The sequence below is a fragment of the Bradyrhizobium betae genome, assembly GCF_008932115.1.
Lineage (GTDB): Bacteria > Pseudomonadota > Alphaproteobacteria > Rhizobiales > Xanthobacteraceae > Bradyrhizobium > Bradyrhizobium betae.
Window position 1 is genome coordinate 5,715,245 of the sequence record NZ_CP044543.1, and the last position, 22,361, is coordinate 5,737,605.

The 22,361-nt window shown below is 62.4% G+C and carries 25 protein-coding genes and 2 pseudogenes; 16 read left to right on the forward strand and 11 right to left on the reverse strand.

The annotated features are described in order from the left end of the window. Positions 1-10 precede the first annotated feature (10 nt). From F8237_RS27415 to F8237_RS27425, 3 genes are read right to left on the reverse strand one after another with little or no spacing between them, the layout of a single operon-like run. Positions 11-214 carry a YgaP family membrane protein gene (locus F8237_RS27415; protein WP_151649337.1) on the reverse strand — a complete coding sequence of 68 codons (204 nt, stop codon included), beginning with the start codon at positions 212-214 and terminating at the stop codon, positions 11-13. Positions 215-242: 28 nt separating this feature from the next. Beyond that, a complete protein-coding gene (gene trxC, locus F8237_RS27420) occupies positions 243-686 on the reverse strand; it encodes a thioredoxin TrxC (RefSeq protein ID WP_151649338.1) in 444 nt (147 codons plus the stop codon). Next, a complete protein-coding gene (locus F8237_RS27425; RefSeq protein WP_151649339.1) occupies positions 683-1,969 on the reverse strand; it encodes an NAD(P)/FAD-dependent oxidoreductase in 1,287 nt (428 codons plus the stop codon). Before F8237_RS27425 ends, trxC begins: the two co-directional genes overlap by 4 nt. Before the next feature lie 122 nt (positions 1,970-2,091). On the opposite strand from F8237_RS27425, the gene F8237_RS27430 reads away from it, so the two are divergent. The 4 genes from F8237_RS27430 to F8237_RS27445 all read left to right on the forward strand — a co-directional run bounded on the left by F8237_RS27430 (position 2,092) and on the right by F8237_RS27445 (position 7,094). Continuing rightward, positions 2,092-2,391 (forward strand): ArsR/SmtB family transcription factor, encoded by a 300-nt coding sequence (locus F8237_RS27430; protein WP_162006242.1) that lies wholly within the window; start codon positions 2,092-2,094, stop codon positions 2,389-2,391. Positions 2,392-2,516: 125 nt separating this feature from the next. Further along, a complete protein-coding gene (locus F8237_RS27435) occupies positions 2,517-3,506 on the forward strand; it encodes an efflux RND transporter periplasmic adaptor subunit (protein WP_162006243.1) in 990 nt (329 codons plus the stop codon). Continuing rightward, positions 3,503-6,727, forward strand: a complete 3,225-nt coding sequence (locus F8237_RS27440; RefSeq protein WP_151649341.1) for an efflux RND transporter permease subunit — start codon at positions 3,503-3,505, stop codon at positions 6,725-6,727. Before F8237_RS27435 ends, F8237_RS27440 begins: the two co-directional genes overlap by 4 nt. A gap of 10 nt (positions 6,728-6,737) precedes the next feature. Then, positions 6,738-7,094, forward strand: a complete 357-nt coding sequence (locus F8237_RS27445; RefSeq protein ID WP_151649342.1) for a carboxymuconolactone decarboxylase family protein — start codon at positions 6,738-6,740, stop codon at positions 7,092-7,094. A gap of 79 nt (positions 7,095-7,173) precedes the next feature. Here the strand turns inward: F8237_RS27445 and F8237_RS27450 are convergent, their stop codons facing one another. Together F8237_RS27450 and F8237_RS27455 are read right to left on the reverse strand one after the other, a co-directional pair. Further along, on the reverse strand, positions 7,174-7,503 hold the full coding sequence (locus F8237_RS27450) for a hypothetical protein (RefSeq protein ID WP_151649343.1): 330 nt from the start codon (positions 7,501-7,503) through the stop codon (positions 7,174-7,176). A gap of 90 nt (positions 7,504-7,593) precedes the next feature. Next, positions 7,594-7,998, reverse strand: coding sequence for a hypothetical protein (locus tag F8237_RS27455; protein ID WP_151649344.1), 405 nt, complete (start codon positions 7,996-7,998; stop codon positions 7,594-7,596). Between the two features lie 169 nt (positions 7,999-8,167). On the opposite strand from F8237_RS27455, the gene F8237_RS27460 reads away from it, so the two are divergent. Next, complete coding sequence (locus F8237_RS27460) at positions 8,168-8,398, forward strand: hypothetical protein (RefSeq protein ID WP_151649345.1); 231 nt, start codon at positions 8,168-8,170, stop codon at positions 8,396-8,398. A 31-nt stretch (positions 8,399-8,429) separates the two neighbouring features. Then, positions 8,430-8,621: pseudogene (locus F8237_RS37005) on the forward strand (hypothetical protein); the annotation flags it as partial. Between the two features lie 91 nt (positions 8,622-8,712). Here the strand turns inward: F8237_RS37005 and F8237_RS27470 are convergent. After that, positions 8,713-8,955 carry a PilZ domain-containing protein gene (locus F8237_RS27470; RefSeq protein ID WP_151649346.1) on the reverse strand — a complete coding sequence of 81 codons (243 nt, stop codon included), beginning with the start codon at positions 8,953-8,955 and terminating at the stop codon, positions 8,713-8,715. A 180-nt stretch (positions 8,956-9,135) separates the two neighbouring features. On the opposite strand from F8237_RS27470, the gene F8237_RS27475 reads away from it, so the two are divergent. Next, positions 9,136-9,429 carry an HdeA family protein gene (locus F8237_RS27475; protein ID WP_162006244.1) on the forward strand — a complete coding sequence of 98 codons (294 nt, stop codon included), beginning with the start codon at positions 9,136-9,138 and terminating at the stop codon, positions 9,427-9,429. Positions 9,430-9,549: 120 nt separating this feature from the next. Here the strand turns inward: F8237_RS27475 and F8237_RS27480 are convergent, their stop codons facing one another. After that, complete coding sequence (locus F8237_RS27480; RefSeq protein ID WP_151649348.1) at positions 9,550-10,014, reverse strand: PaaI family thioesterase; 465 nt, start codon at positions 10,012-10,014, stop codon at positions 9,550-9,552. 206 nt (positions 10,015-10,220) lie between these two features. Between F8237_RS27480 and F8237_RS27485 the strand changes: the two genes are divergently transcribed. Together F8237_RS27485 and F8237_RS27490 are read left to right on the forward strand one after the other, a co-directional pair. Beyond that, entirely contained in the window at positions 10,221-10,517 is a 297-nt protein-coding gene (locus F8237_RS27485) for a hypothetical protein (RefSeq protein WP_151650690.1), read from the forward strand. A 104-nt stretch (positions 10,518-10,621) separates the two neighbouring features. Next, positions 10,622-10,876 (forward strand): hypothetical protein, encoded by a 255-nt coding sequence (locus F8237_RS27490; RefSeq protein ID WP_151649349.1) that lies wholly within the window; start codon positions 10,622-10,624, stop codon positions 10,874-10,876. Here the strand turns inward: F8237_RS27490 and F8237_RS27495 are convergent. Beyond that, the gene (locus F8237_RS27495; protein WP_151649350.1) at positions 10,873-11,103 is read right to left on the reverse strand and encodes a hypothetical protein; all 231 of its coding nucleotides are present in this window, start codon (positions 11,101-11,103) and stop codon (positions 10,873-10,875) included. The two genes, F8237_RS27490 and F8237_RS27495, sit on opposite strands and share 4 nt — an antisense overlap. 385 nt (positions 11,104-11,488) lie before the next feature. Here F8237_RS27495 and F8237_RS27500 point away from each other — a divergent pair, with 385 nt between their 5' ends. Continuing rightward, positions 11,489-11,731 carry a hypothetical protein gene (locus F8237_RS27500; protein ID WP_151649351.1) on the forward strand — a complete coding sequence of 81 codons (243 nt, stop codon included), beginning with the start codon at positions 11,489-11,491 and terminating at the stop codon, positions 11,729-11,731. Positions 11,732-11,802: 71 nt separating this feature from the next. Continuing rightward, on the forward strand, positions 11,803-12,060 hold the full coding sequence (locus F8237_RS27505) for a DUF2798 domain-containing protein (protein WP_151649352.1): 258 nt from the start codon (positions 11,803-11,805) through the stop codon (positions 12,058-12,060). A gap of 676 nt (positions 12,061-12,736) precedes the next feature. Here the strand turns inward: F8237_RS27505 and F8237_RS36495 are convergent. Continuing rightward, complete coding sequence (locus F8237_RS36495) at positions 12,737-12,904, reverse strand: hypothetical protein (RefSeq protein WP_167527493.1); 168 nt, start codon at positions 12,902-12,904, stop codon at positions 12,737-12,739. Positions 12,905-13,323: 419 nt separating this feature from the next. Here F8237_RS36495 and F8237_RS27510 point away from each other — a divergent pair, with 419 nt between their 5' ends. Then, on the forward strand, positions 13,324-13,746 hold the full coding sequence (locus F8237_RS27510) for a hypothetical protein (protein WP_151649353.1): 423 nt from the start codon (positions 13,324-13,326) through the stop codon (positions 13,744-13,746). 232 nt (positions 13,747-13,978) lie between these two features. Here F8237_RS27510 and F8237_RS27515 read toward each other — a convergent pair. Further along, a pseudogene (locus F8237_RS27515) lies at positions 13,979-14,449 on the reverse strand (hypothetical protein); the annotation flags it as partial. A 634-nt stretch (positions 14,450-15,083) separates the two neighbouring features. Between F8237_RS27515 and recA the strand changes: the two are divergent. The 4 genes from recA to F8237_RS27535 all read left to right on the forward strand — a co-directional run bounded on the left by recA (position 15,084) and on the right by F8237_RS27535 (position 19,301). Next, positions 15,084-16,172, forward strand: coding sequence for a recombinase RecA (gene recA / locus F8237_RS27520; protein ID WP_151649354.1), 1,089 nt, complete (start codon positions 15,084-15,086; stop codon positions 16,170-16,172). Between the two features lie 102 nt (positions 16,173-16,274). Beyond that, positions 16,275-17,261 carry a hypothetical protein gene (locus F8237_RS27525; protein ID WP_151649355.1) on the forward strand — a complete coding sequence of 329 codons (987 nt, stop codon included), beginning with the start codon at positions 16,275-16,277 and terminating at the stop codon, positions 17,259-17,261. Positions 17,262-17,273: 12 nt separating this feature from the next. Beyond that, positions 17,274-18,269, forward strand: coding sequence for a hypothetical protein (locus F8237_RS27530; protein ID WP_151649356.1), 996 nt, complete (start codon positions 17,274-17,276; stop codon positions 18,267-18,269). A gap of 57 nt (positions 18,270-18,326) precedes the next feature. Beyond that, the gene (locus tag F8237_RS27535) at positions 18,327-19,301 is read left to right on the forward strand and encodes a hypothetical protein (RefSeq protein ID WP_244625986.1); all 975 of its coding nucleotides are present in this window, start codon (positions 18,327-18,329) and stop codon (positions 19,299-19,301) included. A 105-nt stretch (positions 19,302-19,406) separates the two neighbouring features. Here the strand turns inward: F8237_RS27535 and gcvP are convergent, their stop codons facing one another. After that, positions 19,407-22,271 (reverse strand): aminomethyl-transferring glycine dehydrogenase, encoded by a 2,865-nt coding sequence (gcvP, locus tag F8237_RS27540; protein ID WP_162006411.1) that lies wholly within the window; start codon positions 22,269-22,271, stop codon positions 19,407-19,409. Positions 22,272-22,361 lie beyond the last annotated feature (90 nt).

The window sequence follows — 22,361 nt, forward strand, 5'->3', positions numbered from 1 at the left end:
CTGTACGGGTTCACGAGAACGCGCAGCCACCGCGCAGGCCCAGCTTCTTGAACACGATCGCAGCGGGACAGAAGCCCGTGAACGAGGCCTGCAACATGTTCACCCCGGCAAACGCCGTCAGCAGGTACCAGTATGCATTCACGTAGGTGCCCAGTGCGAGTCCGAGCAGGACAACGAAACCTGCGAAGGCGAGAACGGCTTTGTCGACATTCATGGCATGCTCCTATTGAAGGGTTACGGTCTTAAGAATCTGTCAGGCCAGCCTGGGTCCAGGCGACGATGCTGCGCGCATCCATCGCGCCGGCGTGGCGGGCGACTTCCCGGCCGCCGCGCATCAGCAGCAGGGTGGGAATACCCGTGATGTTGAGGCGCGACGAGAGGTTCGGCGTGTTGTCGGAGTTGAGCTTGAGCAACCGAACCTTCGGCTCGAGCTCACGCGCAGCGCGCTCGTACATCGGTGCCATGGCGCGGCAGGGCCCGCACCATGGTGCCCATACATCGACCAGGACCGGAATCTCGTTGTTCGCGACGTGACGCTGAAAACCTTCCTCGTCGACCTCAATCGGATGACCGGTGAAAAGCGCCTGATGGCATACACCGCACCGTGCGGCTTCCGGCGCGCGCTCGGCGGGCAGGCGGTTGGTCCGCCCGCAATGCCCGCAAACGATCTGGCATGTCTCACTCATTTGCCAGTGCGAACCTCCCTGATCTTGGCGATGTTCAGCCTGTCGAGCACGAAGCGTTCATAGAACGGCTCGCTTTCGCCCCTCCGCATCTTGCGGATGAAGTATTTCTCGAAGGCCACCTTCGCGTAGTGGACCCACTCGCCCTTCGACGACCAGCTAACGTTCCGCGGCGGGATCTGCGGCTGCGCGAGGAACGCGACGCCGGAGTCGCCGAAGTCCGCAAGACAAATCGCGTTCAACGTCGGCTCCGTCTTGGGCTCCGTGCCGCGAAGCAGGGCGCCAATGTTCATCGCAGTCGCCGTTACCATGGACTCGATCATGAAGCCGGTCTTCGGCACGCCGACTGGTACTGCCGTCGCCCCGACCGGCGCGATAGCCACGCAAACCCCCACGGCGAATACATTCTGGTAGGTGGGGTTACGCTGGTGCTTGTCCACGATCACGAAGCCGCGCGGATTGGTCAGCTTTTCGACGCCGCGGACCGCCTCGACACCGCGAAAGGCGGGCAGCATCATCGAATAGGCAAAGGGCAGGTCGTGCGCCTTGTGGGCCGTGCCGTTCTCGGCCAATTCCTCCACTGACATCATGCCGGGCCCGACGCTGTCCACGCGCGCGTTGGTGATCCATTTGATGTGCTTCTCCCGCATCTCAGCCTCGAGCAGGCCCTTGGTGTCACCGACACCGTCCAACCCGAGATGGCCGATATAGGGCTCCGAAGTGACGAAGGTCATCGGCACCTTGTCCCGCAGCTTGCGGCGGCGCAGCTCGGTTTCCAGGATGAAGAGGAACTCGTAGGCGGGCCCAAAGCAGGAAGCGCCCTGGACCGCGCCGATCACGACAGGGCCGGGATTGGCTGCGAGCTTTTCAAACGCTTCGTTGGCGCGCGAGGCGTGATCCACATGACAGATCGATTGCGTGTGGCCCTGTGGACCCAGGCCCGGGATTTCGTCAAAGGCCAGCTCGGGACCTGTTGCGACGATCAGATAGTCGTAGTCGATCGAGGTGCCGTCGGCGAGATCGATGCGATTCTCGGCCGGATGCACGCGCTTGGCGCCCTGCGTCAGCAGGCGAATACCCTTGCGCTTCATGATCTCTTCGAGATCGATCTCGATCTCGTTTTGCTTGCGCCAGCCGATTGCCACCCAGGGATTCGACGGAACGAAGTGATAGACGGCGCCCTGCGAGATCACGCTCAGGCGATCTTCCGTTCTCAACTGTGGCAGCAATTCATAGGCCATCAGCGTTCCGCTAAGTCCGGCTCCGATTACGACGATTTCCGCCATGGGGTCCTCCGTTGAGTATCGATCACCGGTTCAGTCCGGCCGTTCTGTGCTTGACCTTATATTCGTAATTGCGTATATACGCAAGTATGAAAATAAATAGCGAAGTCATAAACGGCGAAGTCATGGAACAGGCGGCCGATCAGGCGAGCGAGCTGCTGAAGTCGCTCTCCAATCGGCACCGGCTGTTGATCATCTGCCAGTTGATCGACGGCGAACGGTCGGTCGGTGAACTGGCCGAATTCCTGAGCCTTCGGGATTCGACGGTCTCCCAGCATCTTGCGCTCCTGCGCAGGGATGGTCTCGTATCCTCTCGCCGGGACGCGCAGACGATCTTCTATTCGATCGCAAGCGAGCCGGCGCGTGAGGTGCTGAAGACGCTTTACGGAGTGTTTTGCGCGCCGAAATCCGCAAGGACGAAATGAAATCTGCGAGCGATCGCGTGGCGGCGCATTGAGCGAGATCAACACCCCGCCGGATAAAACCGACGACATGACAGAGGCACACCGTACACCGGTGTGACAGTTCCATGATTATGCGGATAGACCCTATGCGGGCCTTTGGATTTCTGGTCGCGCTGGCGGCCGCTACCTTGCAGGCCAGTCTCGCGACGGCGGAAACGCTGACGGTGGCGCCGCACGTCGTCGCCGACGAAAAGGCCGTCTTTGCCACTGTCGAAAGCATCAGCGTGGTACCGGCGCGCGGGCGCATCGGCGGAACCGTGGTCCAGCTCCACGTCAGGGAAGGGGATCGCGTGACCGCAGGGCAGGCGATTGCGACCATCGGAGACGAGAAGCTCGGCTTGCAGATGAAGTCCCTGGATGCGCAGATCGAGGCGCTGCAGGCGCAGGCCAACCAGGCGCAGATCGATTTCACTCGGATTGAAGGTCTGGTCGAGCGCGGCACGCTTCCGCGCGTCAAGCTCGACGAGGCCCGGACCGCGCTGAACGTGGCGGAGAACGGCCTGCGCGCCAGGACCGCCGAGCGTGCCGTGATCAACGAGCAGCTCAACCAGGGTCAGGTCCTTGCACCGACAGAAGGACGCGTACTGAAGAGGCTCATCACCGTTGGTTCTGTCGTATTGCCAGGTGATCCCATCGTCACGGTCGCGCAGCAGAACTTCAAATTGCGGTTGCGGGTGCCGGAGCGCCATGCGCGTCGTCTCAAGGCTGGCGACAAGGTTCGCGTCGACGGCGCGGAGCTCGGCGGCGAAGCCGCCAAATGGGGAGTTGTCGATCTCGTCTATCCGCTGATCGAGGAAGGGCGCGTCATCGCGGACGCGACCGTCGAAGGGATCGGCGAATATTTCGTCGGCGATCGGCTGCGGGTGTGGATCTCCGGTGGCACCCGGCCGGCTTTCATCGTTCCGGCAAGCTACGTGACGACCCGGTTCGGCATCGACTACGTGCGGCTGCAAAAGGCCGGAGGAGTGATTGACGTGCCGGTGCAGCGCGGCTCGGAATTGCCGACGCCCGCGCTTCCCGACGGACTTGAAATCCTATCCGGCATTCGCGCCGGCGACCAGTTGGTGCGGCCGTGAACCTCGGTCTCTCGGGTAGGCTCACCAAGGCGACGATCGGCTCGCCGCTAACGCCGTTGTTTCTGATCGCAGCGTTCGTCGTCGGCCTGATCGCGGTTATCGTGATTCCGCGCGAGGAGGAGCCGCAGATCAGCGTTCCGATGGTCGATATCCGCGTCAACGCCGACGGCTTGCGCGGACCCGACGCGGTCGAGCTCGTCACCAAGCCGCTCGAGGCAATCGTCAAGGGCATCGACGGCATCGAGCATGTCTACAGCCAGACCGAGGACGACCGGGTGATGGTCACAGCGCGGTTTCTGGTGGGCACCAAGGCAGAGGACGCGATTCTCCGCGTCCATGAGAAGATTCGAGCCAATCTCGATCGCATCCCGGTTGGAATTCCCGAGCCCTCGATCGTCGGCCGCGGCATCAATGACGTTGCCGTGACCGTCTTGACGCTTTCGCCGAAGCCGGAAGCCGCCGAACGCTGGACCGACAAGGATCTGTTTGAGCTTGCCGACAAGCTTCGCTCGGAGCTCGTGAAGGTCGACAGTATCGGCTTGACCTACATTTCCGGCGGGGCGGCGCAGCAGATCAGGGTCGAGCCAGATTCCGAAAAATTATCGCTGTTCGGCGTCACACTGCAGCAGCTCGTGGCCAAGGTTAAGGACGCCAATCGCTCCTTCCTGGCCGGCCAGGTCCGTGATGCGGGCATCGTTCGCAATGTCGCCGCAGGCCAGACGCTCGCAGGCATTCCCGATATCGGCCTGCTCCTGATCTCGACCCGTGACGGACGGCCGGTCTACGTCAAGGACGTGGCGAGCGTCATCATCGGTCCGAATACGATCGAGCACCGGGTCTGGAACGATGCGCGGGACGAGAAGGGGCAGTGGGCCCGGGTGCCCGCGGTCAGCCTCGCACTCGCCAAGCGCGCCGGCGCCAATGCGGTGGTTGTGTCTGCCGACATCAATCACCGCCTGGAGGGATTGAAGGGGCGTCTCATCCCCGAGGATGTCCAGGTGACGGTGACCCGCGACTACGGCGAGACCGCCAACGAGAAGGCCAACGAACTCCTGTTCCACCTCGGGCTCGCGACGGTCTCGATCGTCGTCCTGATCGCGATCGCGATCGGCTGGCGCGAAGCGTTGGTGACCTTCGTCGTGATCCCGACGACGATCCTGCTGACGATGTTCGCCGCCAACCTGATGGGCTACACCATCAATCGCGTCAGCCTGTTCGCGCTGATCTTCTCGATCGGCATCCTCGTCGACGACGCCATCGTCGTCGTCGAGAACATAGCGAGGCACTGGGCCATGCGCGACGGCCGGCCGCGCCTGCAGGCGACCATCGAGGCCGTTGCGGAGGTCGGCAACCCGACCGTCGTCGCGACGCTGACCGTGGTCGCGGCGCTGTTGCCGATGCTGTTCGTGTCGGGGCTGATGGGCCCTTACATGGCGCCGATTCCTGCCAACGCTTCAGCGGCGATGCTGTTTTCTTTCTTTGTCGCCATGGTGGTCGCGCCGTGGCTGATGCTCAAGCTGGCGCCGAAGGGCGAAATGACGTCCGCGCGTGCGGCGCATGATGAAGGACGCCTGGGCCAGCTCTACCGACGCTTTGCCACGCCGATCGTGCGCAGCAGGCGTTCTGCCTGGATATTTCTGCTTGGCGTCGGCATCGCGACGCTGTTGTCGATGACGCTGTTTGCAACCAAGTCGGTGACCGTCAAGCTTCTGCCGTTCGATAACAAGTCCGAGATCGCCGTGGTCGTCGATCTGCCGGAAGGGGCAAGCCTGGAGGCGACCGAGCGCACCTTGTTCGGTGCTGCCGAGATCGCCCGGCAATTGCCGGAGGTCACCTCGTTGCAATCCTACGCCGGCACACCGGCTCCCTTCAATTTCAACGGCCTCGTGCGGCACTATTACCTGCGGGAGAGGCCCGAGCTCGGTGAAGTGCAGGTGAACCTGGCTGCGCGTGGCGAGCGCAAGCGTGCGAGCCATGAGATCGCGCTCGAGCTGCGCGAGAAGCTGAAGGTGCTCGATCCGCCCAAGGGCACCAGCATCAAGGTGGTTGAAGTGCCGCCCGGGCCGCCGGTGCTTTCGACGCTGCTTGCCGAGGTTTATGGTCCCGATGCGGCTACCCGCCGCGCGGTGACGGCCGAGCTCAAGAAGGTCTTCGCGGAAGTGCCGTTCATCGTCGATATCGACGATTCGATCGGGGAGAAGCGGCCGCGGCTGCGGCTCTCGATCGACCAGGACCGGCTCGAGTTCTTCGGCGTCGAGCAGCGCGACGTCTACGACACCATCCAGGCGCTGTTCGGAGGCATTTCGATCGGCTACTCGCATCGCGGCGAGGACCGCAACCCGATCGAGATCGCGGTACATCTCGGCAAGCGCGACCTGGTCTGGGACGAGGCGCTTGCCTCGACGCCGGTACCCGCCAACACGGTGCCCGGCAGCAAGACGGTGGTCGAACTTGGCCAGGTCGTGAAAGCGACGCTGGAGGAGGGCTCGCCGACGATCTTCCGCCGTGACGGGCGTTTCGCCGACATGGTGATGGCCGAGCTTGCCGGGCGCTTCGAGGCGCCGCTCTACGGCATGCTTGCGGTAGCCGACCGCGTCGATGCCCATGATTGGGGCAATCTGCCGAAGCCGGCGATCAGTCTGCACGGACAGCCGGTCGATGAGTCGCGTCCGACGGTGTTGTGGGACGGCGAATGGGAAATCACATGGGTGACCTTCCGCGACATGGGCGCGGCCTTCGGCGCGGCCATCCTTGGCATCTACGTGCTGGTCGTCGCCCAGTTCAAGAGCTTCCGTTTGCCGCTCGTCATCCTGACGCCGATCCCGCTCACCTTGATCGGTATCCTCGTCGGACATTGGCTGCTGTCCGCGCCGTTCACGGCGACGTCGATGATCGGCTTCATCGCGCTGGCCGGCATCATCGTGCGCAACTCGATCCTGCTGGTCGACTTCATCAGGCACAGCGGCGGAGACGGCAAGTCGCTTCGCGAGGTGGTGCTGGAGGCCGGCGCGGTCCGCTTCAAGCCAATTCTGCTCACCGCACTTGCGGCCATGATCGGCGCCGCGACCATCCTGCTCGATCCGATCTTTCAGGGATTGGCGATCTCGCTCCTGTTCGGGCTTGCCTCGTCAACGCTGCTCACCGTGCTGGTGATTCCCGCGATCTATATCGCCCTGCGCGCGCCACGCGAGGCGACTTCGACCACAGCCCAACCCAGCTAGCGAGGGTCCGATGGACAAGAACTACGTTGATATCACCAGGAATATCTCGGCCAACCTGAAGAAATTGCGGAGCGACATTCCCGACACGATGAAGGGGTTTGCGATGCTCGCCCAGGCCGCGACGCGGGACGGTGCTTTGGACAAGAAGACCAAGGAGCTGATCGCGCTTGCGCTCGGTGTCGCCGCGCATTGCGACGGCTGCATCGGCTTTCATACGGAAGCGCTGGTCAAGCTCGGTGCGACGCGCGAAGAAGTCGAGGAGACGCTGGGTATGGCCGTTTACATGGGCGGCGGTCCGTCGCTGATGTATGCCGCGGATGCGATCGCGGCCTACGAGCAGTTCCAGCAACAGGCGGTCATCGCCTGACGCCGGTGATGTGCTTCGATCACGAGAGCAGGACCGGGCGAGTTGTCTCGTCCGGTCCTGCGCACTATGGCTTGATTTATTACCAGCGGTCGCCGACACCGACGCCCACGCTGACGCCGGGGGCGCGAATGCCGACGCCGGCGCGCGGACCATCGTCCCAGTCGCGATAGGTGCGGCGCTCGTAATAGCGCTCGCGCGGCATGGCATTGTAGGAGTCGCGCACGATCACGCGCGCGCCGCCGCGGGTGCGATAGCAATTGCCGGCGTCGTCGCACACGAGCCGGACCTCCTGAACGAGATCGGGACTGGTGTATTCGCTGGTCGTGTAGATATCGGCGGCCTTTGCGCCGCTCGCCGCAGCAAGAGCTCCGACACCAGCCAGCAGTGCAATCGTCAACGTCCTCATCATGTCCTCCTCCGAAGCTGCCCTGTGCAGGTAACAAGAATGGGAGGCGGGGATCGTTCCCGGCCGGGTGCATGTTTTTCCCGAATAGGCCTGTCAGATCGGCTCGTAGGTCTCCGACCCGCAGATGTCGTCTGCCTCCGCGCGGCGGCGATCGACCACCTTTCCGGCTGATATCGTCACGATGTAGATCTGGGTGCCGAGCGTGGAGCCGGTCGCGGAGGTGAGCTGCGCGCGGACGCAGGCGGTCCAGCCCGGTCCTCGCACCTCGCGATGGGGCGGGGCAACGTGCACCTCGCGCGGATAGGACGTGTTGAGGAAGACCACGTTGATCTGCTCGCGCACCACGCGCTTGACGTCGGGGGCCGGTTCGGGCGGCGGCTGCTCGGCTTCTTTCAGCCGCATGAACTCAGGCACCGGCGCGCGGCTGTCGGCAAAGCCGCAAGACGCCAGCGCCAGCGCGGCGGCGATCAGCGCCGCATGAGCAACAATCCGCAACATACGTGAAGGTCCCCTGCGGGCCAACAGATAGGCAGGAATGCGATCTGGCGAAGTCCCGGCCGATCAAGATTTGCTGAAGGCAAATCTTGCTGAAGATCCGGGAGCCCGCGACATTTGCTATTACGGGATTGCAGGCTAGGTTGTACCCCAGACGAAGGGGATTGCACCAATGAGAATTCTGGTCATGGCAGCCGCACTGCTGGCTCTGACGGTCGTGTCAGTGCAGGCGCAGGGCCGTGGCAGAGGTCAGCCGAACGAAGGCGCCCCCAAGACGGACAACAAGCCCAAGGTCGACGAGAAGGCCTACAAGGCCGCGCTCGAGCGCATTCCCGAGCCCAAGGAGAAGTACGACCCTTGGAGCGGGGCGCGTCCGGCCGAGCCCGTCAAGAAGCCGAAATAGACGAGGTGGGCGTTGGCGACCCGCCCGGGCTATTTGGCCGCCGTCCTCGCGCATTTCGCTCTTGCGAGAAATCACGCCCGACAATGTCGGTGATCTGGTTCGGGCGTTCGAATTACACAGCGGCGATCTTGCGGCCCGCCCGCCTGAGTTGATGCGGCGAACCAAATTCCAGGCGACGCCACTCTTCGTCGAAGACAGCCTGATCTTCTGCACGCCCTTCAACGGGGGCCTTTGCCGGCGCCATCGACGTCGTATCGGGCGAACATAGCACCGCATCGTGCGCGCGTTGCGAACGCGCATTCACACCGTGTGTACTACTGTACGAAAGCGAGGCCGATGCGCCTGTCGCTGCGCCAGACGGCACGGCAATTCCGTGCGAAATTGTCGCGCGCGATCGACAGCGTGAACGATTGCGGCAATGTGACGGGGCCTTCGAGGTCGATCGCCGCGCCGCTGGCCGACATGTTTCGCACCGTGCACGCGATGCCGCTGTCTTCAAAGATGATCGTTCCACCCTTGAAAACACGGTGCCGCTGCGCTGCACGCTTCTCGATCATTCGCGTTCATCCATAATGACGTTTGTGAAATAGTGCATAGAAATTACGTTGAACTAAACTCAATACTGGCGCTACTTGCGCTGCGCTTCAGACTTCGTTTACGACGTTGAAGCGGAGAGTCACTCCGCCGACTTCCCTGCAGGCCTTTTTTTATGGCGTCCCGCGCCGATGGAGATACTGATGAAGACCACGCTTTCGATTCTGTTCGCCGCAGCGTTCTCGCTGTCGTCGATGCCCGCCCATGCCGTCAAGTGGGACCTCTCGACCATGACCTGCAAGCAGTTCCTCGAGAGCGGGGAAGACAACATCGCGGTCGTGCTGACCTGGATGGATGGCTGGTACAAGGGCGACGAGGACAACGCGATCATCGACACCGAGGTGTTCATCGACAACGCCAAGAAGTTCGGTGCCTATTGCGGAAAGAATCCGACCGTCAGCGTCGTCACCGCGGCCGACGAAATTCTCGGCAAGTAATTCTTCAAGCGTACCGAAGCGCGGATGCAACCGCGCTTCGGTCTCTCGCTTCGATAAGATCGTGATGGAGAGCCGCGGTGCGCTTTGCGCTCACGCGGCTCTCTTCGTTTGGAATGATGCTCAGCCCGGCAACATCGCGAACGCGCTCGACACCATCGCTACCGGTTTGTTGTCGGAGGCGGAGAGCAGCGTGACGCGGCCGAAGCTCATGGTGCGGCCGAGCCGCACCACGCGGGCGTCGGCGAGCACGTCGGAGGAGGAAACCGCGCGCATGAAATGCGTGGTCTGGTCGACCGTGGTCATGGGACGGTAGCCGCGATTGGCGGCGAGGTTCGCCATCACCATCGCGGTGTCGGCGAGCGCCATCAGCGCCTGGCCGCAGACCACGCCGCCGTTGCGGCACAGCCGCTCCGAGAACGGCATGCGGAGCAGCGCGCTCGGCTGCCAGTCGGGCATGTCGGCCGGCTGCGCGTGCTCCATGCGCTCGACGGTAAGGTTGAGGTCCTGGACCCAGGGCGCAAAGACCTCGCCGAGGATGCGTCTGGCCTCGGTGATGCCGAACTCGGCTTCTGGCTGCGATGGCATTGCTGTCGTTTCCCCCTATGTTACCGGTTGTTGCGGCTATCTTGCGCGAACTGGCGCGGCAAAGTCACCCGGTCTTGCGCCGGTCGGTCGGCTTGAAAATGCCTGACTTCGCCCGATATGGTGCACCGGATGCGGCCCTCGGCGGGCGGTTGACAGGGACGACCAGGCGCGGTTGATCCGTCCCCGATGGACCCAAGGAGTACATGATGAAGCTTTTCCGTATGGCGGCGGTGCTGCTGGCCGTGCTGGCGGGACCGGCCTACGCGCAAATGCCCAATCTCAATTTGCTGCAGGACGGCCCGAGCAAGACGCCGGAGGAGAAGGCCGCGGAAGCCGAGCGTGACAGGGCCTACAAGGAAACGCTGAAGAAGATTCCGGACTCCAAGGCGTCCAACGATCCCTGGGGCGGCATGCGCTCCGATCCGCCGAAGGCGCCTGCTGCGCCGAAGGCGTCTGCCGCAACCAGCGCGCCGAAGAAGAAGTCCGGCACGACTCCCAATTGATCGTATCGTCCGATCGGAGGCGGCTGACGCCGCCGATCGGGACTCCTCTTCGTCCGATCCGCGCCCTACATTCTTGCATGCGTGTTGCGTAGTGGAGGTACGGGATGGCCGATCGTCCGCGGGATCTCGCCGAGCGGATGGCACGCCGGCGCAAGATGGGCAGCCAGCCGGGTGAAAGCCGCGGCGACGGTTATCTGCGCGAGACTTTCACCCTGCCGCGTGAGGCGGCGCGGGCGAGGGCAGAGGCCTTCTTCACCCGCTACCCCAAGGCGGGCTATATGAGCGCGGTCGAGGCTTGGCGCGAGCTGCCCGGCGGCGAGATCGAATTCACCATGCGGCGGCTGCCCAGCGCGGACTAGGCGTTTTCACCCGCGACCATGCCGCCGGACTCGGGTTCAGGTCCCGTCCGCTGTCCGATGGCCTTCAACTCCCGATCGATGCGCAGCTGCACACGGCGGATCGCCAGCAGGTCGATCTTCGTCTCGGTCTTGCCCGTCTTGGTCTCTTCACCGATGCGGAACTGCCACTGCCAGATGCCCGGAATGGCCGTCTTGGCGACGGTGAACTCAACGCCCCTGTGATTCATGGTCACCTCCACGATTCACTTCCATGATCGCAAACATGTTGGGCGTCACAATATTCCCGCGACAAGCAAAATCTCCCGATAACCCATGGATAGATCATCGGAATTTGGAAATCGCGCGTGGTCCGAAACAAACGAAATCGGATTCCGAAAGGCGGCAGGCTTATGGAGGCTGCGCCGCAAGAGGCACCCGAGGTGACATCGCCGCCGCGGGAACTCCGTTCAGGGTGGGAGAACCACGGACGGCCCAAGGCCTTCACACCGCGGTTCCATCGTGGCGCGAAGCGAGCAGGAGTGGTCGACACTTTTCCACTTTTGCGTGTCATCCGTTTATACTCCTGCTAATGCCGATGGGCGGTGCGAGCGCGATGTCGCGGAAGAGGAAGGCGTGAACTGGCTGAGACACATTGTGCTGCGCTGGGGTGCACGGAATATCTCGCTGGCCTGTCCGCGCTGCCGGCATCCCGCGTCCTCGTCGACCTTCAGGCGCGGGCGGTTCATGCTCGGTGACGAGGAGCTCGTCTGCGACCAGTGCGGCGAGAGCAGCGTCGTCACGTTCTGGCGCTTCGAGGGATTGTCGTGCTGCGCCGAAGAGATGCCGCGTGCGCCGGTGACCAACTCGCGACGCTGACCGACGCCTGAGATGCGACCGGCGGCACGTGCCTTGCTTGACCTGATGACGGCCAGCAACAAGGGTGCGTCATGCTCGGCATTCCCCGCCGCTACAGTCATTTCGTCTTCGGCATCATCCAGTCCGGCCTGACCTCGCTGATCGCGGCGGGCATCGCCAGCCTGCCTGCGGACAGCGCGCCGGTCTTCCTCGGGCACTGGATGGTGTCGTGGCTGATCGCATGGGCCGCGATGCTGCCCATCGTGCTGCTGGCGGCGCCCGCGATCCGCGCCTTCTCGCTGCGGCTGACGCAGGAGGAGAGGGAGCCGCGCGCCGGCCGGCAGGCATGAAAAAACCCGCTTGGGGAGAGCCAAGCGGGTGAGAGAGTTATTGGAGGCTGAGGTGCTGGGCTGCAACACCATAGCCAGGTAAGCCTAGCCTGCCCGGCTTACGACAGCCTGACAGGCCGGCGGATCGAATCCACACCCGTGCCCGCAAACCAAAAACCCCGCTCGGGGCAGAGCGGGGTTCTCAGGCTGGTATGGAGACCCGGTGTTGGTCCACCGGGCGGGAGAAGACTAGGGGAGCTGGCTTACGGGTGTCTGACGGCGGCCGAAAGCCGCGCCCGAACAGGCCGCAGACTGGCCCCGCACACGTCCCAATTTGGCCACCCGATCGCACGACTGGAGCCACAGCCGCGGGCGAGATTTCGCACCGTCAGGCGCAGCCATGGGGGAAACGTGGCGCGCCGGCAGCGGGGTCGCATCATGGACAAGGTAGAGCGGTCGTTCGCCGCCGCGACGGCGGTTGGATTTGTGGTGCTGGTGATCGGCATCGGCCTGCTGGCGCTGATGTAGGCGCGGCACGGGCGCAGCTGTGGGGCTGCCATGCCGGGCGGTCGCGCGCCGCCGCGGCCTCAGAAACATCGAAAACAACCCCATGCACAGTAGGTCGCTGTGGGATTTCGCTGTGCCGTCAATGACTTGATGGAGGTGTCAAGATACCGATAGCCCGCTCCCGGCGGCCCTATTGGACATTGATCGCGTCCACAGGAAGGTGGAGTTCGGCCGCGCGCTCCTGGCGATCCTTCTGGCGGAATTCGCTTTCCTTCCGTTCGAACTTCGCCAGCTCCTCCATCGCTGCCGCCAGCAGGAGGTGGCGCCTGGTGGCGTCGTGGTGCGTATTTTCAATCATGATCGATGTCCCCAGAGTGGCGGTCTCCGGCCAGATAAAGCCGTTCGCCGCCGAAAGGTTCGCTACAGCAGGATTGCGAAATTATGACGGCGCCTAAGCGGTGCGTCTTTGATGCGCGTCATGCTTCGGCCGCATGCCTGCGGCCGGCCCGCAATTCGGGTACTGGCCGAAATAGGCCACTCGCAGATGCGAAATAGGCCACCCTTTCGTTATGTCATCATTGCTTACATTTGCAGGGCATTGCGTATCTGCAAAGACCGTCAACGAACTTGCGGATTAGGTCGAATCGGTCCATAAGGGCTACGTGGCCGACTTGGCGGAATTGGTAGACGCAGCGATCTTTAAAATCGCGACCCTCGCAGGTGTACGGGTTCGATCCCCGTAGTCGGTACGACATTCGCGTTCTAAGGAGCCTAGCCATGGCTAAAACATCAGCAGGAATGAAGGCCCTTCTCGAAGAGAAGGATCGCCTAGAGAACACTATGTTTCGACTGTTCGAACAGAGCGAAGCAATCAGGAACAAGATCGCTGGCATCGATATCGCAATCTCAATCATTGAGAGAGGCGATCAAGCGCCTGCGACAGAGAACCAAGTGTCCGCAACCAATCTGAAGGTATTGTTGACGGATCTTGCCCGTGAAACCGGTGCCACCGGCATAAATTCGAATACGGCGGTTGAACTAGCCCACAAGCGCGGCATCAAACTATTGCGGGGTAGCGCAGCCAGCAATCTAAGCCGCCTGAAGAATGACGGTGTGCTTGTGCATGATGGGAAGGTCTATCGGTTGCCGGAATTTGTTCGCCCACAACCTCAATTGATTTTGGGCGGGAAGAGTTCTTAGAGCGACGACGTCTAGCTCTAGGAAGCATGGGGGCGGGTTAGGGTCCGACTGTTAATCGGGTGCCCAAAACCCGCCCTCTCACTTTGATCGGTAGACGCAACCGAATTTCTTCGGTTCCTCGCAGGATTTGGTCTTCCGTTCTAAGCATTGGAATCATCTGCGTCTTGCGAGTTGATTACAAGCAACTTGTGTATCGGATTCATTGCGTTGATATTGAGCGTGTTATTCATGATTAAGATTTTCCTCCGTTGATTACTACGAACTTCCGCCGTCGATCTGGTGGGGTCTCGGTTGGTAGAGCGGGCGCAACGGCAAGCGCGGCGTCAACAAGCTGAGCAATGCTCCAAGGTCGCTCAGCAAGCCCCAGCGCCTTTGCTGGCGTCGTGCGCAGCGCTTCATGAGTGCGGCACAGATTGTAGTGAGCAACGTACAGCGCGACGGCTGCAACGTGGTTGTCCAGCTTCTTGCTAAAGCCGTTGGTAAGGCGAGTGAACCGACGCGATGCCATGCGCAGCGTCAAGTTCTGGCACTCGACATAGCTAGTCGAAACGTACTGCTCGGGATCGCCTGATACTACCTCACGGCTTACGGCTACTACTTGAGCCGGGCTGTAGCGGGTGACGGCATCCTTTGCGAGGTTAGTTACGCTGTAGGTCTTTACGATCACGCCATGCGAGGCGTTCGGGCCGAAGGCGTCACGTCCGAGCCGCTGCAGAGGGCCGCAATCCCTTGGACAATATCATTCGGCGAGACGATCAATAATGAAAGAGGCCGCCAACTGAGGCGGCCTTACCTGCACTCGCAATGTTTTGTGCCCTGCTGGTCAGAGACAGCAATACAAACGCCTGGGCAACCCTGAGGCTGACAAGTTCCGCCAGCGCCGAAGCAACGGGAATCATCAACGGCGATTATTGAACCGTCTCCCAGTTTTTCGAGCTTCATAGCGATTCTGGCCTTCGATATTGGAGTGTAATTCCTTTCTGCCGCCCCAGCGGATAACGTTGGCAGTAAAAGCAAGACAGCGCCGAATGCGAAACCAGCGCCGAGACCGAACAGAGCCTTCCGGGTCATGGAGTAACCTCCCTTAAGGTTGCAAGTCATAATTGATAATCGTGTAAGGCTAGCGCTGAAATTGCGTGGGCACAACCTCACCAAACCAAATCAAGCCACTTTCGTTTTCAAAAACAGGCCACTGAGGTCGGAAACAGGCCAGCACCGCAATTCGCAAAAGAACATATTGCGAACTTGGAACAAATGGGGTACGTTGCTTTTGTCGACGACCCGCCGCGCCAGCCGTTTGTCCCCCTAGCGAATCCCCGCCATAAGGAGCACGACCCATGTCCACCACTGCCCTGCGTATCGTCGAAGGATCCTCCATGGACAAGAGTAAAGCTCTGGCCGCCGCGCTCTCCCAGATCGAGCGCCAGTTCGGCAAGGGCTCGGTGATGAAGCTCGGAAAGAACGATCGCTCGATGGATGTCGAGGCGATCTCATCGGGTTCGCTGGGGCTCGATATCGCGCTCGGGATCGGCGGCCTGCCGAAGGGGCGCGTCGTTGAAATCTACGGGCCGGAATCCTCGGGCAAGACCACGCTGGCGCTGCACACGGTGGCGGAAGCGCAGAAGAAGGGCGGCATCTGTGCCTTCATCGACGCCGAGCACGCGCTCGACCCGGTCTATGCACGCAAGCTGGGCGTCAACATCGACGAACTCCTGATCTCGCAGCCGGACACGGGCGAGCAGGCGCTGGAAATCTGCGACACGCTGGTGCGCTCGGGTGCGGTGGACGTTCTGGTGGTCGATTCGGTCGCGGCGCTGGTGCCGAAGGCCGAGCTCGAGGGCGAGATGGGCGATGCGCTGCCGGGACTTCAAGCGCGGTTGATGAGCCAGGCGCTGCGCAAGCTGACCGCCTCGATCAACAAGTCCAACACCATGGTGATCTTCATCAACCAGATCCGCATGAAGATCGGTGTGATGTACGGCTCGCCGGAAACCACGACCGGCGGCAACGCGCTGAAATTCTACGCTTCGATCCGCCTCGATATCCGCCGCATCGGCGCGATCAAGGAGCGCGACGAGGTCGTCGGCAACACCACCCGCGTCAAGGTGGTGAAGAACAAGCTGGCGCCGCCCTTCAAGCAGGTCGAATTCGACATCATGTACGGCGAGGGCGTCTCCAAGATGGGCGAGATCCTCGATCTCGGCGTCAAGGCCGGCATCGTCGAGAAATCCGGCGCCTGGTTCTCCTATGACAGCCAGCGCCTCGGCCAGGGCCGCGAGAACTCGAAAGCGTTCCTGAAGGCCAATCCCGACATCACCGCCAAGATCGAGACCGCGATCCGCCAGAACTCCGGCCTGATCGCCGAGCAGATCCTGGCCGGCACGCCCGAGCGCGACGCCGACGGCGAGGAGCCGGGAGACGAGTAAGCCTTAGCGCGAAAGAGTTTTTCGCGAGGAGCGGGCGCTGAGGACGTTGAGTTGCCGACGTCGTCAGTGCCCGTTTCTTTTTGTGCGTGGGAGGCAGCCGCGGTGAAACGTCTGATTTTGACCAGTTCGTCCGGCTCCGATCTTGCCAAATTGGAGTTGGCTGAAATCGTCGTTTTTTTCTTTTTTTGTTTCGCGTGGGATCGGCTGCCTTCGCCTGAACATTTCGCAGCTTATTTCGGGGCGCGTTCGGCGACGCTCAAGACAGGCGATCACTGGTCGGATTGGGGCATCGTCTGGCCTCCCGCCTTCAAAAATCGCAGGAAACGGCCTTTTGCCGAATTTTGCGAGCGCTATGACGAGATTGAACTTTGGTTTGACCGGAGCCCCGAAGACCAATTGCAGTTGATTTGGCTGCTCGACTATCTCGGGTCATGCCCCGCGCTGCTGGAAAAGCTCCGATTGCGCTTGGTACCGTCTGATTTTTTCGACGTGAGCATCGAACGACTCGGAAAATCCACCTCTTATATTCCCCTCGTGGACGTCGGGGCCCGTGAGCTCGCGACCGCCAAGATGGCTTGGCAGGCCTATTGCGCGCCGACACCGGAGGCCTCCGCTGATCTGCTCCACAAAGACCTTAGCGCTTTGCCGATGTTGAGGCCGGCTCTGGTCGATCTGTTGGCAGAGCTTCCGTCGCCTTTAACAGGACTTGGTGCGACTGAGTTGCGGTTCTTGGAGCTCATTGCGCGAGGGTTCACGCTCACAAATGCGCTATTTCACCTGCGCTCACTCCGAGGCACGCGGATATTTGGTGAATTTGAATCGGGATGGTTGCTTCAAGGGCTGGCGCATGGTCCGAAGCCTGCGGTGGCAGGGCTGGACGATGAACTGCGCACAATCGACCGACAGAACCTGAGGGATCGGCACGCCGCGTATCTCCGCAGCCGGTTGTCGCTGACCGAGTTCGGCAAGGCCGTCCTGGCTCATCAGGAAGATTTCAGCCGTTACAATCCGATTGATCGTTGGTGGGGCGGTACGCATCTGACCAACGACCGGCTGTGGCGCTACGGCGCTGCTCTGACGAAGCCTTGATGGATCCAAGCAATGACGAAGCTCATCGTGACGACCGACTCGTCCATCGCCGGCGCCATTCAACAGGCGGGCCTTGCGGATCTCGTCATTGCGGTCGAGCGTCGGCTCGTGTGGGGACGATTGCCGTCCGATGCTGAGCTCGACGCGTTTTTTGCGCCGCGTACCACACAGCCTCGAGGGCTTCATTGGCTCGACGATACGCCCTCATGGCGTCTCGAGGAATCGGGTGCGACGGATCGAGGATTCATCGAACTGCTGGGGGATTACGACGCGGTCGAGTTTTGGCGGGGACCGGAGCCAAATGCGCAGTTGATCCTGCTCTGGCTGCTCGATTATTGGCGCCGCCGACACGATGCGAATCCCGACTTTGTTGTCCGCTCTCTGTTCCTGGGCGTCAGGGACGTCGACCCACCGCGAGATGAATCCTACCCGCCGGTCGTCGGGATCACTCCTCGCCAACTCAAATCGGCCAGCCGTGCATGGGGGGCCTATTGTGCGCCAACCCCGGAAAGCTGGCGCGGTCTCTTCAAGACCGATTTGCACTGGCTGCCGCAACTTGCACATCACGCGATGGCTCTTCTCCAAGAGCTGCCGCGCCCGGATTCGGGCCTTGGCGCCACGGAGCTGCGGATACTCCAGCTCATCGCGCGAGGTGGCCTGCAGCCTTTCGATGTCTTTCCGGGGCGTCGGAAGCAGGAGGAGCTGCCTGTCTACGGATATTGGGAAGTTGGCGAATTACTTGACGGGCTCGCCCGGTGCGACAGGCCAGCGGTCGCCGGACTGGATGAAGGTCCGTTTTCCCTGGAGATGCACAACGATTCCGCTCGTTTCGATCGGTACAAGCGATCGCAATTGTCGCTGACCGCGTTCGGCAAGGCGGTGCTCGAAGGCGCCCAGAATTTTCGCCGGCACAACCGGATTGACCGCTGGTGGGGCGGCACTCACCTAACCGACGAACGGTTATGGCAGTGGGACAATGAGACCCGCGCCCTTGTCGCGCCCGAATGATATTTATCTAGTCGCTCAAGACATTCCTTTCTTGCGTATCAATTTTGAGAGGCAATCGTGTCCCATTTGATCCTGGCGACGAACGATCGCGCGGAAAACACGCTTGGCCAGACGCGCCTCGCGAATGTCGTGCTCGCACTCTGTCCGCGCTTCGTCTGGGCGAAATTGCCTTCCGAGAATCAGCTTTTGATGGGACTGGAGCGTCGATCGGCGAATCACCGTAATCCCGGCAATCATTGGCTCGATCACGCTTGTCCCGACAAGCTCAGCGGTTTCGGCACGCGCGATGTCGGCTTCTTCGAGCTGTGTGAAAAGTTCGACTCAATAGAAATATGGGTCGATCCTCGGCCAAATGACCAGCTTGTGCTGGTCTGGCTGCTGGATCTGCTTCGTCCCTACAAGGAGATCACGACGAAGCTCAGCCTGGTGCAAACAGACGATCAGGTTGCGAACTATGCGCCGGAATCTGTCGCAAAATGGAAGCTGCCGGCCTTCAGGGTGACCGACAATCATTTCGCGATGGCAAGGCGCGCCTGGCAAGCCTACCGGGCTGAAACGCCGGAATCATGTTTCAATCTCCTGATGACGGATCTGATGATCCTGCCGCGACTTCGATCGGCGCTCATTGCGTTGCTCGAAGAACTTCCGGACAGCGTGACGGGACTCGGTGCCAGCGAAATGGACATTCTGGACTTCGTGAACGATGGGCACACCGACCCAAAGCGCGTCGCCGAGGCGAGGTGGATGCGCGATGTGTTCGACGCAAACGACGCGGGCGATGCCTTGCTCGAACTGGGTGCACATCCGGCGCCGGCGGTCCTGCTGGGCGATCCGGCGTTCGACAATGAGGACCGCTACTTCGGCAGGAGCGAGTGGAAGGTCACGCTGACCGAACTCGGGCGTTCAATTTTTGCGCGCGAGGACGACATGTGGCGCCACAACCAGATCTATCGCTGGTGGGGCGGGACTGAACTCACCAACGAAAAGCTCTGGCGATGGGATCGCGAAAGCCGATCGCTGGTTGCGCCTTAAGTCGGAATGGTAGGGTGGATTAGCCGAAGGCGTAATCCACCACTGTTGATTTCCGCGGATGGATAAATGGTGGGTTACGGCTTCGCCTAACCCACCCTACGAGGCCTACTCCGCGGCCTCCGCGTAATCGCTCACCGGCGGGCACGAGCACACCAGGTTGCGGTCGCCATAGACGTTGTCGACGCGCCCCACCGGGCACCAGTATTTGTCGGTGCGCGAGGTGCCCGCGGGGAAGCAGCCCTCGGCGCGGGTGTAGGGGCGCTTCCAGTCGTCGTCGGCGATGTCGTGCACGGTGTGCGGGGCGTGGCGCAGCGGCGACGCTTCGATCTTGAAGCGGCCGGCCTCGACCTCGGCGATCTCCTTGCGGATCGCGATCATGGCGTCGCAGAACCGGTCCAGCTCCGCCCTGGATTCCGACTCTGTCGGCTCGATCATCAGCGTGCCCGGCACCGGGAAGCTCATCGTGGGCGCATGGAAGCCGTAGTCGATCAGGCGCTTGGCGATGTCGTCAACGGTGACGCCACTCGTCGTCTTCAGCGGACGGGGATCGACGATGCACTCATGCGCGACGCGGCCCTTCTCGTTCTTGTAGAGCACCGGGAAGTGCGGATCGAGGCGCGCGGCGATGTAGTTGGCGTTGAGGATCGCGATCTCGGTGGCGCGCTTCAGGCCGTCGCCGCCCATCATCAGGATGTAGATGTAGGAGATGGTCAGGATCGACGCCGAGCCGAACGGCGCGGCCGAGACCGGACCGACCGGCGCATCGCCGTTCGTCGCGGGATGACCCGGCAGGAACGGTGCGAGATGCGCCTTGACGCCGATCGGGCCCATGCCGGGGCCGCCGCCGCCATGCGGGATGCAGAAGGTCTTGTGCAGATTGAGATGGCTGACATCGGCGCCGTAATCGCCGGGCCTGCTCAGGCCGACCTGCGCATTGAGGTTGGCGCCGTCGAGATACACCTGGCCGCCATGGCCGTGGACGATGTCGCAGATCTCGCGGATGTGCTCCTCGAACACGCCATGGGTCGAGGGATAGGTGATCATGACCGCGGCCAGATTCGCCGAGTGTTTCTCCGCCTTGGCGCGGAGATCGTTGACGTCGACGTCGCCGTTCTTCTCGCAGGCGACCACCACCACGTCCATGCCGGCCATCGCGGCCGAGGCCGGGTTGGTGCCATGGGCGGAGGAGGGGATCAGGCAGATCTTGCGATGGCTCTCCCCGCGCGCGGCATGATAGCCGCGGATCGCAAGCAGGCCGGCATATTCGCCCTGCGCGCCGGAGTTCGGCTGCAGCGAGATCGCGTCATAACCGGTGATGTCGCACAGCCATTTCTCCAGCCGCGCGAACAGCGCGTGATAGCCGGCGGCCTGCTCGCGCGGGACGAACGGGTGCAATGTCGCAAACTCCGGCCAGGTCAGCGGCATCATTTCGGTGGTCGCGTTCAGCTTCATGGTGCAGGAGCCGAGCGGAATCATCGCGCGGTCGAGTGCGAGGTCGCGGTCGCTGAGCTTGCGCATGTAGCGCAGCATCTCGGTCTCCGAGCGATGCGCGTGGAAGACCGGGTGAGCCAGGAAACCGGTGGTACGCTTCAGCGCCTCCGGCAGGGCCTCGCGCGTGGTGGCGTCGATCTCGGCATAGGAAAGCGTGCCGCCGAAGGCGCGCCAGGCCGCCTCGACCGTCGCGGGCGTGGTGGTCTCGTCGAGCGCGATGCGCAAGTTCGTCTCACCGACGCCGAGATTGATCTTCTCGGCGGCAGCGCGCGCGATGATCCCGGCGCGCTTGGCGCCAGCGTCCACGCTGAGCGTGTCGAAGAAGCTTTCGCTATCGGGCGTGAAGCCGAGCTTGCGCAGGCCGGCGGCGAGCACGGCGGCGCGCCGATGCACATTGCGCGCGATCTGCGTCAGGCCCTCGGGGCCGTGATAGACCGCGTACATCGAGGCGATCACGGCGAGCAGCACCTGCGCGGTGCAGATGTTGGAGGTCGCCTTCTCGCGGCGGATGTGCTGCTCGCGGGTCTGCAGCGCAAGGCGATAGGCGGGCGCGCCGCGTGAATCCACGGAGAGGCCGACGATGCGGCCGGGCAGCGAGCGCTTCAGCGCGTCGCGCACCGCCATATAGGCCGCGTGCGGTCCGCCATAGCCCATCGGCACGCCGAAGCGCTGCGCCGAGCCGATGGCGATGTCGGCCCCGAGCTCGCCGGGCGAGGCGAGCAGCGTCAGCGCCAGCAGATCGGCCGCGACGATCGCGAGTGCGCCCTTGGCCTTCAGCGCCGCGATGGCGGGCCGGAGGTCGCGCACGGCGCCCGAGCTTCCTGGATATTGCAGCAGCGCTCCGAGCACGTCGGCCTTGTCGAGATCGGCGAGAGGATCGCCGACGACCAAGGTCCAGCCCAGCGGCTCGGCGCGGGTGCGCATCACGGCCAGCGTCTGCGGATGCACGTCCTTGTCGACGAAGAAGGCTTTTGCTTTCACCTGCGAGTGCCGCTCGGCGAGCGCCATCGCTTCGGCGGCGGCGGTGGCTTCGTCCAGCAGCGAGGCGTTGGCGATGTCGAGCCCGGTGAGGTCGCAGATCATGGTCTGGAAGTTGAGCAGCGCTTCCAGACGGCCCTGGCTGATCTCGGGCTGGTAGGGCGTGTAGGCCGTGTACCAGGCCGGGTTCTCCAGGATGTTGCGCTGGATCACCGCGGGCAGGATGGTGCCGGAATAGCCTTGACCGATCAGCGAGGTGAAGACCTGGTTCTGACGCGCGAGTTCGCCCATGTGCGCGATCGCCTCGGTCTCGCTGAGCGGCTTGCCGAGATCGAGCGGCGCGGCCTGCCGGATCGAGGCCGGCAGCGTCTCGGCCATCAGCGCATCGACGCTCTTGGCGCCGACGGTTTCCAGCATCGCGGTGACATCGCGCGCGGAGGGGCCGATGTGGCGTCGAACGAAAGTGGCGGTGTCGCCGTTGGATTTGCGGTGCGCGGTCATCATGGGTCCTCGCTAGATTTCGCTGTCGCCGTCGTCGTTGTCATCGTCCGCGAAGGCGGACGATCCAGTAAACGCAGGCGTTCGTGATTG

Bases quoted from the DNA above. Each gene is read 5' to 3' on its own strand.
- F8237_RS27495 (WP_151649350.1), bottom strand. From the start codon at position 11,103: ATGAATCACAGGGGCGTTGAGTTCACCGTCGCCAAGACGGCCATTCCG.
- F8237_RS27505 (WP_151649352.1), top strand. From the start codon at position 11,803: ATGCTCGGCATTCCCCGCCGCTACAGTCATTTCGTCTTCGGCATCATC.
- F8237_RS27460 (WP_151649345.1), top strand. From the start codon at position 8,168: ATGAGAATTCTGGTCATGGCAGCCGCACTGCTGGCTCTGACGGTCGTG.
- F8237_RS27445 (WP_151649342.1), top strand. From the start codon at position 6,738: ATGGACAAGAACTACGTTGATATCACCAGGAATATCTCGGCCAACCTG.
- F8237_RS36495 (WP_167527493.1), bottom strand. From the start codon at position 12,904: ATGATTGAAAATACGCACCACGACGCCACCAGGCGCCACCTCCTGCTG.
- F8237_RS27470 (WP_151649346.1), bottom strand. From the start codon at position 8,955: ATGATCGAGAAGCGTGCAGCGCAGCGGCACCGTGTTTTCAAGGGTGGA.
- F8237_RS27425 (WP_151649339.1), bottom strand. From the start codon at position 1,969: ATGGCGGAAATCGTCGTAATCGGAGCCGGACTTAGCGGAACGCTGATG.
- F8237_RS27435 (WP_162006243.1), top strand. From the start codon at position 2,517: ATGCGGGCCTTTGGATTTCTGGTCGCGCTGGCGGCCGCTACCTTGCAG.
- F8237_RS27510 (WP_151649353.1), top strand. From the start codon at position 13,324: ATGGCTAAAACATCAGCAGGAATGAAGGCCCTTCTCGAAGAGAAGGAT.
- recA (WP_151649354.1), top strand. From the start codon at position 15,084: ATGTCCACCACTGCCCTGCGTATCGTCGAAGGATCCTCCATGGACAAG.
- F8237_RS27530 (WP_151649356.1), top strand. From the start codon at position 17,274: ATGACGAAGCTCATCGTGACGACCGACTCGTCCATCGCCGGCGCCATT.
- F8237_RS27490 (WP_151649349.1), top strand. From the start codon at position 10,622: ATGGCCGATCGTCCGCGGGATCTCGCCGAGCGGATGGCACGCCGGCGC.
- F8237_RS27480 (WP_151649348.1), bottom strand. From the start codon at position 10,014: ATGCCATCGCAGCCAGAAGCCGAGTTCGGCATCACCGAGGCCAGACGC.
- F8237_RS27450 (WP_151649343.1), bottom strand. From the start codon at position 7,503: ATGATGAGGACGTTGACGATTGCACTGCTGGCTGGTGTCGGAGCTCTT.
- F8237_RS27455 (WP_151649344.1), bottom strand. From the start codon at position 7,998: ATGTTGCGGATTGTTGCTCATGCGGCGCTGATCGCCGCCGCGCTGGCG.
- gcvP (WP_162006411.1), bottom strand. From the start codon at position 22,271: ATGACCGCGCACCGCAAATCCAACGGCGACACCGCCACTTTCGTTCGA.
- F8237_RS27415 (WP_151649337.1), bottom strand. From the start codon at position 214: ATGAATGTCGACAAAGCCGTTCTCGCCTTCGCAGGTTTCGTTGTCCTG.
- F8237_RS27475 (WP_162006244.1), top strand. From the start codon at position 9,136: ATGAAGACCACGCTTTCGATTCTGTTCGCCGCAGCGTTCTCGCTGTCG.
- trxC (WP_151649338.1), bottom strand. From the start codon at position 686: ATGAGTGAGACATGCCAGATCGTTTGCGGGCATTGCGGGCGGACCAAC.
- F8237_RS27485 (WP_151650690.1), top strand. From the start codon at position 10,221: ATGAAGCTTTTCCGTATGGCGGCGGTGCTGCTGGCCGTGCTGGCGGGA.
- F8237_RS27430 (WP_162006242.1), top strand. From the start codon at position 2,092: ATGGAACAGGCGGCCGATCAGGCGAGCGAGCTGCTGAAGTCGCTCTCC.